The 9,241-nt window shown below is 62.1% G+C and carries 5 protein-coding genes, 1 tRNA gene and 3 pseudogenes; 3 read left to right on the top strand and 6 right to left on the bottom strand.

Annotated elements, in window-relative coordinates; genetic code table 11:
* Nucleotides 1-434: 434 nt before the first annotated feature.
* Nucleotides 435-1,280 carry an Eco29kI family restriction endonuclease gene (locus ACSNOK_RS26345; RefSeq protein WP_436783267.1) on the bottom strand — a complete coding sequence of 282 codons (846 nt, stop codon included), beginning with the start codon at nucleotides 1,278-1,280 and terminating at the stop codon, nucleotides 435-437.
* 118 nt (nucleotides 1,281-1,398) lie between these two features.
* Here ACSNOK_RS26345 and ACSNOK_RS26350 point away from each other — a divergent pair, with 118 nt between their 5' ends.
* Nucleotides 1,399-2,772, top strand: coding sequence for a DNA cytosine methyltransferase (locus ACSNOK_RS26350; protein WP_436783268.1), 1,374 nt, complete (start codon nucleotides 1,399-1,401; stop codon nucleotides 2,770-2,772).
* Between the two features lie 388 nt (nucleotides 2,773-3,160).
* Complete coding sequence (locus tag ACSNOK_RS26355) at nucleotides 3,161-3,544, top strand: very short patch repair endonuclease (RefSeq protein WP_436783271.1); 384 nt, start codon at nucleotides 3,161-3,163, stop codon at nucleotides 3,542-3,544.
* A 143-nt stretch (nucleotides 3,545-3,687) separates the two neighbouring features.
* Here ACSNOK_RS26355 and ACSNOK_RS26360 read toward each other — a convergent pair whose 3' ends face one another.
* Entirely contained in the window at nucleotides 3,688-5,337 is a 1,650-nt protein-coding gene (locus ACSNOK_RS26360) for a GmrSD restriction endonuclease domain-containing protein (protein ID WP_436783269.1), read from the bottom strand.
* A gap of 205 nt (nucleotides 5,338-5,542) precedes the next feature.
* Here ACSNOK_RS26360 and ACSNOK_RS26365 point away from each other — a divergent pair, with 205 nt between their 5' ends.
* Nucleotides 5,543-6,325 carry a transposase gene (locus ACSNOK_RS26365; RefSeq protein WP_436783270.1) on the top strand — a complete coding sequence of 261 codons (783 nt, stop codon included), beginning with the start codon at nucleotides 5,543-5,545 and terminating at the stop codon, nucleotides 6,323-6,325.
* Between the two features lie 342 nt (nucleotides 6,326-6,667).
* On the opposite strand, the pseudogene ACSNOK_RS26370 reads toward ACSNOK_RS26365, so the two are convergent.
* The 4 genes and pseudogenes from ACSNOK_RS26370 to ACSNOK_RS26385 form a co-directional block, all read right to left on the bottom strand.
* A pseudogene (locus ACSNOK_RS26370) lies at nucleotides 6,668-6,999 on the bottom strand (IS701 family transposase); the annotation flags it as partial.
* Between the two features lie 375 nt (nucleotides 7,000-7,374).
* Nucleotides 7,375-8,436 (bottom strand): annotated as a pseudogene (locus ACSNOK_RS26375) (IS630 family transposase).
* 64 nt (nucleotides 8,437-8,500) lie between these two features.
* Nucleotides 8,501-8,923, bottom strand: a pseudogene (locus ACSNOK_RS26380) (transposase); the annotation flags it as partial.
* Nucleotides 8,924-9,071: 148 nt separating this feature from the next.
* A tRNA-Arg gene (locus tag ACSNOK_RS26385) sits at nucleotides 9,072-9,143 on the bottom strand.
* Between the last annotated feature and the right edge of the window lie 98 nt (nucleotides 9,144-9,241).

The raw sequence follows: 9,241 nt of genomic DNA on the forward strand, positions 1-9,241 counted from the left end.
CTGGTGGGGGTGGCGGGGAGGGGCGAACTGTTGCACTGATACGCCGGTATCTTCGGCCGGCCTGCAGGCCGGAGATGATGGCGTACGAGGCGACGCAACACCGTAAGCGTCGCCTTCTCACGTGGGGTCAGTAAAAAAAATACGGAAGAGGGCGGGAGTCAGTGAGACTGATTCCCGCCCTCTTCTGTCGCATCTACCCTGGTAAGGGTTTGATCTTTGCTGATTCTCGGCGAGTGCCCCGGGCAGGATTCGAACCTGCGCACACAGCTCGGAGGGCGTATGCCGTGTGTGGATCCTTGCTGGTCGGATGCTTATGACTGCTCTGGGGGCCTGCGCCAGGTCGAGCCCAGGCCGCAGCCCCTCGTTTGAGTATGGTTGGGCACCATGAGCGCCGCCCGCTCAATCATCCCGTAGGGCATTGCGCTTGACTTGCTTTAGTCCGCATCGTCTGCCACGTCAGGCTCGTCAGGGATTTCGCCTGCCTCGCCAATTTCGGGTTCGACGTCGAGCACTTGCCCTCCACGATAGTACCGCCATGCGCTTGGATATGTGCGCCCATTATCGGGATACAAGATAGCTCGACCTGGGAGTACGGCGATTTGCCACGCTTCTGACAGGCTTCTTGCGATGAGGCCGAATAGTTGATCAACCGTTAGATCTGTTTCTGGAATCTGTATCTTTCCCTTGTAAGCGGAGCCCATCTTCTTCTTCTCGTAGCGGAAGGTGTAGGGCGCCTCCTTGCTTACGTGGGCCAACAGCTTGGCGATCGTAGTCATCCCCGGCTTGATTCTGGGGATCACCCGGCCCAGGTCGATGGGAAAAAGGGCATCGAAATGGTTTTCTTTGACGACTGTCTCATCCCTGCGCTTACCCGGGTCGTTATTGCCGAAGCCGTTGTTGTTCCAAGGGATTTCCCCTCGTTCCTTATAATTCTTGATCAGTAGCTTTTCGGGCGCGAGCGCCGAGAAGTCTTCGGCGACGTAGAGGCAAGTGAAAGTCATCTCGGAAAGGGAGATACCCTGGCGGCCTGATACCTTCCTCAGGTGCTTCTGAATCCGAGTCGGTAGCGATTTATCCGCCTTTCCTACGTAGACGAACTCGCCATTTCGGTACAGCTGGTAGACGCCGGGGCGATCTTCCAGTTTGCTCAAGTTGGACTCTGTCAATGGTGCAGGAGTCAGATCGTCCAGGGCGTCGGCAAGTTGATCACCGAGCGCCTGTGTGATGCTGAGTCTGAAGTCACCATGATTCGCGCTGTCCCGCCCCGCTGTGTCCGGCATCACCGGTCTCCCCTCCTGGCTTGGTGATCAGGGGAACTCTAGAACGTGGCACGGTGCATCGTGGGCATGTTCGAGCCGACGCTCCTCAAGATCGCTAAGTCCGCGGTATGGTTTGGTCATGGTTGACCTGCCAGGAGACACGAAGAGGCCGCGCACCAGCGTTGAACTGTTCGCCGGCGGGGGCGGCCTCGCCATGGCGGTGCACCGTGCTGGCTTCCGCCCTCTCCTGCTGAACGAGTTCAACGCGCGGGCGTGCGAGACCCTTGAGGCTAACGCGAGTAGGACGCTCGGTGTCAACGGGGTCAAGTGTACGGAGTCGTGCAGTCCTGTACCGCCGGCCGAGGGTGAGCCTGCGCCCCTCTTCCCGCTGGACGTCAGTCGTCTGGACTTGAGCGCCTTCGAGGGGCAGGTGGACGTGTTGGCCGGCGGGCCTCCATGCCAGCCTTTCAGCGCTGGCGGCGTGGCGAAGGGGGATGAGGACAAGCGAAACATGTTCCCGGCCATGTTCAAGGCAATTCGTGAGATGCGCCCGAAGGCTGTTATTTGCGAGAACGTTCGAGGTCTTCTGAGACCTTCCTTCCGGGACTACTTCACCTATATTCAGCGCGAACTTGCCTTGCCTTTTGAGTCTCGAAAGTCCGAAGACTCGTGGCAGGATCACAACCGCAAGCTGGCTGGAATTTTGGGCGACACTGTCGACCTTCCTGACGAAGATAATAATGAGGAACACTATCGGGTCAAGGTGTTCCCTGTAAACGCAGCCGATTTCGGCGTACCCCAAGTGCGCAACCGGGTTGTGATGGTTGCTTTTCGGGCCGACCTTCCTGTCGACATCGAGGAGTTTCACGACCTCTATTCTGCGCGTAAGTACTCTGAAGAGGCTCTCTACTTGTCGCTGCTCGATGACAACAGCGAGTACTGGACGCGCCATAGTTACGTCGAGCCGCACGTACGGGAGCGAGTTCGGGCGCGCATTCCGAAGGGTGTCCAGCCCAAGTTGGGAGAAGAGGACCTTCCCCCTTGGCGAACCCTCCGAGATGCAATCCAGGGATACGGTACTGGCGAGAGGCTGCCAGCGCTTCCAAATATCGACCTCAAGATGCTGGACAAGAAGACCAACCAAGCTGACCATCTTGGCATCTCCGATCATGTTGGATGGCCTGATGCGCGGATCTACAAGGGGCACACGCCTAATGAACTAGACCGGCCAGCAAAGACCGTCAAGGCAGGGGTACACGGGGTTCCTGGTGGTGAATCCGTGGTCCTCCTTGATGAGTTGGCACCCGGCTCCGCGCCCGGAGACAGTGCTGTCTATCAGCATCGCTACATGACTGTCCGGGAGACAGCCCGAGTCATGACGTTTCCTGACGACTGGGAGGGTAGCGGTCCGAGGGGTGAGAAAATGCGTCAGCTCGGAAACGCCGTGCCAGTATTGCTCGGCGAGCACTTTGCGCGGGCGGTAGCAAAGACCCTCGACGATACGGGGCAGTGACTGTCTGATGGATGGGGTAGGTAGGCACTGGAAAGAGGGGGTTCCGCCCGAGCGTGCGTACAAGCGGCGGACTGGAGCCGCAGCGCCTAGTATCGAGCAAGATAAGGCTGCTGGCGGGAGAAACCGCCGCTGGGTGGCACTAGGAAATAATCGTTACGCTCGCGCCTCGATTAGTTTGCGTCTCTACCGTCGAACGCGGAGAATTCGCGCATATCTTCGCTGGTCCGAGGACGGGGAGACGCGGGAGCGGTACGTCTGCGAGGTCGCACACGATTGGCGTGGAGCCAACCTGGCTGAAGCGTGGCGATACGCCTGGGAGCAGGGTTTTGTGACGGAGAAACCTCTCCCGGTGGATTCCAAGGCTTCTTCTATAGCGGTGCGCGCCAATATGCAAGCGAATCGTGCCCGTGATACTGGTCCAGAGCTGGCGCTGCGTTCGCTTCTTTACGCGTCTGGATTGCGATACCGAGTGGACATCCGCCCTATCCCTGAGATCCGGCGGCGTGCAGATGTAGTGTTTCCTAAGGAGCGCGTAGCGGTCTTCGTCGACGGTTGCTTTTGGCATGGGTGCCCCCTGCACAGCCGCCCGGCCAAAAAGAATGCTGAGGTATGGTCAGCCAAGATTAAAGGCAATATGGAACGCGATGCGGAGACGAATGCCCTTCTCGCCGCCGCTGGCTGGACGGTTCTTCGTATATGGGAGCATGATGACCTCGGCGCGGCTGCGGAAGCCGTAGTAATGGCTGTAGACGAGGCTCGACAGGATCTGTGAGCCGTTATGGCGGCTCCCCAGACTAGATGTCACGGGAGAAGCGGGCCGGCGGGTCACGGTGTTGGCTCCAGCGCGAGAGGCCGCGGACGCCGTCCGGAGCCCCTCGCGCCAATGGTACGGCCAGTCTTCAATCCTCGAAGAAGCTAGATAGTGGTTCCTGAAAAGTTACCGCTCTCTTTGTAGCCGGAGTTGCAGTACGGGTGCGTCAGCTGTCCATTTTCAGGAGCTCCGTTACCACCGTCCTCTTTTCGGATCTTGTGGTCGATTGTCATTGATCTGAGATGCAACCGAGCGTTGCAGATCTGACAGACTGGAGACGAGTCTAGTGTCGCCTTGAGAACAATGGCATTCTTAGTGTCGCTCGAGAAATTACGCCCGTGCTTTCTATCGTCCTCCGTGATTACCTTGACCGGTAGGCGCGGGTTGGAGTTCGCGCGCATTCGCTCGATGATGGCCTCATCTCCAAGTCCTTCGGCCAACGAATCTAGAAGAACCTTGTACATTTCGAGTATCGGCGGAACCGACCTCTGAAGGCTTCCATAGGATTGAACGATCTGATTTAGGAAGTGCTTGTATTCGACCAGGAAGTCCTCGAACTTGGCTCGGAGGTCGGTGTACTTAACGAGGCGCCGCTTTTCTACGAGTTCCTGTGTGAAGGCCACTGCGGCCAAGAAAGCGGCTGGCTGGAATCGTCCAGTAGCGCTGTAAAAGTAGACGGCCGGATGAAGCCCGAGGGATGCTGGAGAATTTCCAGCTATCTTCGACGCAGCCTTCTTCGTGGCTCGCATAAATTCGAGTGTAGCGGTGCCGTCTGGGTCGTCGGCGAGGGTACTTATGGTGCTCTGATTCGCGGTATTTCGCTTTCGCCCGCCCGTCTCGGGCTGCCACATTTCCGGGCGTAGCCTGTTCACGAAATTTACGAGTTCGAACACCATCTTCAGACTGTCTGCTGAGTACCCTCGCCCGGCAACCGGCAGGTCGGTAGACTTGATGGACATGTCAAGGGTTGGTCTGAAGATCAGGTCGTAGACATCCTTCGCTAGGGACTCGATTTCGACCTGAATCGAATCATCGAAAGAAGACCAGTACTTGTGCCCGGTCCCCGCCCGAATGAACGCGCGTGCCGCAAGCGCGTTAGGCTTGTGGCGCGCCTTGATCATGTCGAGTTCGGTGGGATCGATAGGTGTAGCTTGTTGGTTGATGCGAAAGAAGGAGCTTTCCGCCTTCTCGGCCTCTCCGTTGACCCACTGTAGCTGGAGAGCGAAAGCGCTGAGGTTCCTAGCTAGGCGCAGTTTTTCGCTAGAGGTTGTGTCGGGATTTTGTAGCGCCGCCTTTAGTTCGCTGAAAGACCCTACGCTGTCCTGGATCAATTTTCTTGTTGCTTCGGCGGCTTTTTGTTGTTCAGGGGGGATCACGCCGTCGAAAAACCGCAGTGAGCGATGCTTGTCGCCGTAGTCGTCGTGAACCCAAGCAATCAATGCGCTGAGTCTATGGGCTCCATCAATTGCGAAGATGTTTCCACTTTTAGGGGAGCGCCAGAGAATAATGGCGGGAATTAGGTCTCCTTCTAGGAAGCTACGTACGAGCGCAGCAACCTTGTCTGGAGTCCAGTTCGCCGTCTCCCTCTGAAAATCAGGTTTACGGAGAACGTTGTACATGAAGCTCTCCGGCCCTAGCTCGGCTACACCGAGGTTTGCCATTAGTCCCGATGGTTGGGTGAGTGCTTCAGGGCTTGCCGCCTCAAAGTCTTCGCGTGGGATTAGAGCATCGAGATTTACCATGTGCTTCGCCATGTATTCCTCCTCTTGAGTTCCCAGCTCGTGGCTCGCCATCTTAGCGACTGCGGTTTAGCTGGGTGCCACTTCCATCAGATTTCTTCGCTGGTCATGCAGAAGGGCGGGGGCACCTGTCAGAGAGCTGCACCCCCGGTCTGTCAGGGCCAAGGTGCGTCCTAAAGCCTGTCTGTAACTCCAGAGCGGGTGCAGCGTTGAGCTGGTCGTGCAGATCGTGACGGCTCAACGCCGCGAGCTCATAGAGGTGTTCACCGGGCTCCGGCCACGTCGGTTCCATCGTCTGGTGCGGGCTGTCCACCGGGAGGGCGGCAGGGCCCTGGCCCCGGACCGGCCGGGCCGCCCCTGGGCGCTGACGTTGGAGGACCGGGTGCTGCTGGTGGCGATGTACTGCCGCACCAACCTCACGGTGCGCCCGCTCGCCCCGCTGTTCGGGATCTCGCCGGTGGCCGTCGACCGGACCATCAGCTGGCACGGACCGCTGCTGGCCCTGACACCGGGCAAACGCAAGCCCGGACGCCACCAGGTCCTCATCGTGGGCGGCACCTTGGTGCCGACCCGGGACCGGACGTTGTCCGCCTCGTCCAAGAACTACCGCTTCTCGGCGAACCTCCAGGTCCTCATCACGGCCGAGACCCGGCTCGTGCTGGGCGTCGGCCGGCCCCTGCCCGGCAACCGCAACGACTGCATCGCCTTTGCCGAGTCCCGCATCAAGGACGCCTGCGGCAGCGCGACCGTCATCGCCGACGGCGGCTACCAGGGCACCGATATCCTCATGTCTCACAGGCGGCAAGCCGGACAGGATCGACTCCCGGACTGGAAAGGGCAGCACAACGCCTCCCACTGCCAGGTCCGGGCCCGGTTTGAGCCCGCCTTCGTCCGGGTGAAGAACTGGACGATCCTCCGCGACTGCCGCCTCAAGGGCGACGGCGTCTACTGGACCACCAGCGGCGTCGCCCACATGCACAACCTCGCCCTCGGCCGAGCCTGAACGTCACGAGACAACCTTTAGCAAAGCGGCGTTGCGGTGCCCCACTGTTGGATGAGTAGCGCGTGCCGGCTGATGACGGACGGATGGGATCCGCCGACTGGGACTTGTGAGCGCGAGGCCGGTGGAGCGGCTTTGGGCTTGGCGCGAGTGATCAGGGGCCATTCGCTAGTAGTGCTTCGTTAGGCCTGTCGGCGTCTGCTTCTGGGGCGGATGCGGGTGCTGGACAGGGGGGGCGGACGCAGGCCGTGCAGGTGCCGGTCCAGCACCGCAGCAGGTCTGTAGAGCGCCAGGACCTGGTAGAGGCTCAGGCCAGCGTGACGGTTTTTAGGTGCAGTCGCACAGGGTGAGGAAGGCCCGAGCGGCGGTGCGAGGGTGACGTGATGGTGCTGGCCGCGCCCGGTGCGGCCTTCGAAGTGTTCTAGGCCCAGGTCGTACTTGAGCTCGCGGTAGTCGTGCTCGATGCGCTGGCGCATCTTCGCCCACCTCTCAGCGGCACCCTGGGGTTGTTCGGCCAGCAGGGTCCGCAGCGGCAGAACCCCGTCCCACTGGCTGCGCCCCCCGACCTGTTCCCGAGCGGCGCGGCGGGTTTCCTTGCCCGACGGCCTGACCTCGAGCACGGCGAACCGGGAGGTCATCACGCCTTTGCCGCCCCGGCGGCAGGTGACCTCCCCGAACCTGGTGCCGAGGCCGATCAGTCGGGGCGACGGCCGGGCGGCCTCCCGGTAGCGGGGCAGGGTGGGCGGCCTGAGACCGCCGAAGGACGACTACAGCGGCTGCGCCGACGGCCCGTCGGCCGATCTCCTTGCGGGGTGAGGTCCATCACACACGATCAGCCCCGTTCTTCCAGCGCCAGGCGGAACGAGACACTGCGGCCGTATGCGGCATCAGCCACGGTCACGGGCATTTCAGGGAGCCAGAGGGCAAACCGGTGCAGCAATCCCAGGGCCAGACGGGTGTCCGACGCTGTCGGGGACTCCCGCTGACCGCCGCCTGCCGAGGTCGTGCGCCCACTCCGCAGCAGGACTACTGACCTTGAATGCGTGATGTCGTCATGGTGGCTGGCGTCGGAGTCCGGTGCCGGTGAGGCAGCTGTCGAGGACGCCGGGGCGGTACTGGAGCTGGCGTAGGCCGCGCCGGACGGCAGTGATCAGGTCGTCGGGGTCGGCGAAGGCACGGTTGGCTGTGGTGGTGCGCCGCAGGACGGACCAGATGCCTTCGACCGGATTGAGGTCGGGTGCGTAGGGCGGCAGCTGGAAGACGGTGAGCCAGTCGCGGTCGGCGATGTAGCGGCGCATGCCGGCGGTGAGGTGGGTGTCGAGGTTGTCCCAGACCAGCACGATCGGGCCGCCGAGCTGCTGATGGGCGGTCTGGATCAGGTCGCGGTAGTCCTTCCAGGAGAAGCTTCTGCGCCCGTCGGGCCGGGCGTCCGGGCAGGGCCGGTAGATCAGCCGCGAGGGTTCGCCGGCCTTGTAGCAGGCCAGGGCGGCTACCGATAAGCGGCGGCGGGAGCGGCCCCGCACGCGGATCACCGGGGTGTGGCCGCGGCGGGACCATGTGCGGGTGGCCGGCGGCGTCATCGAGAATCCGGCCTCGTCCTCGAAGACGAGCCAGGCGTCGAGCGCCGCCACGGTCCTTCCACGCTCGGCCAGGTCTCCTTCACCCAGCCGGCCACGGCGTTCTCGTCCCGCTCCAGTGCCCGCCGAGCGGGGACCTGACAACTCCATCCGTGCCGCTTGAGCAGGGCGGCCACCCCTTGCACGGTGTAACTCTTGTGGAAGCGGCGCCCGATCAGCGTCTTGATCCGCGACAGGGTCCAGGTCTGGTCCGGCCACCCATGTGCCACCGGCCCCTTGGCCGGCTCACGCTCCAGCACGGCGAACAGTTCGTCGCTCAGCAGCGGCAGCGATGCCGGGCCCTTCGAGGCCAGGGCTCTCGGCCCGGCCTGCGACCAGGCCTGCGCCACCGCTGAACCGACCGGACGCTGACCCGCAGGTGGTGAGCGATGACCGTGTTCTCGTCGCCCTGCCTGAACCGCTCGGCCGCCTCCATCCTCAACTTCTCGCGGAATGCCCGCCGTCGTCGGTCAGTCCGCCCCCTTGCGCATACCTCATGCGGACGGCTTACCGCAGGGATCACGAGGCGTCGGCCCCTACGACACCGCGCTTTGAAGGTCAGTAACTCCCATTCCAACGGGTAGGACGTCGCGTGCACGCTGACCGCGACCTGGCAGTTCGCCCACTTGCCTGCCTGCTCCGCAGTACTGCCGGGCCACACCCGCCGACGCCCGCCCGCACTAGGGGAACGACACGTCGTCGGCCACCCACACCTCAGGCCCGATGACCTGCGTAAGACGTTGGGCGATTCTGCGGCGCACCGGCAGCGGATCCCACGGCGACTGGGTCACGAACTGCTGCAGGGCCCGCATATTCCCGTCCGGCAACCGCTCCGCCATTGGCTGGACCGACGTCCGCCGGCCGTCCAGCATGGGTCCCGCAGATAACACCCACCCCACTGGCGCTGATCTCGCTGCAAAGCGAACACATCCGCGATGAACTCCGCAACCTCATCGCGGAGTTGTTCCACTTCCCCGAGGCTCATACCAGACGCCATGCCGCTGAACAGGAAAGATCGGCAGACCTAACGCAGCACTACTAGGGCCGCTCGGCGCTGCATATGTCTGCACATACGCGAAGACCCCGCCGCAGCGATCTGCTGCTGGCGGGGTCTTCCGGCACTTCAAGTGAAGTGCCCCCGGCAGGATTCGAACCTGCGCACACGGCTCCGGAGGCCGTTGCTCTATCCCCTGAGCTACGGGGGCGTGTCTTCCGTTCGCGGTCTCGCTCGCGGCGACAGGAAGAACAGTACCAGCTCCGGGCGGGTGATCCGTAACGGGTTCCGGGGAGGAGGGGGGAGAGG

The sequence above is a fragment of the Streptomyces sp. URMC 126 genome (assembly GCF_051386555.1).
In the GTDB taxonomy this organism is placed as follows: Bacteria; Actinomycetota; Actinomycetes; order Streptomycetales; family Streptomycetaceae; genus Streptomyces.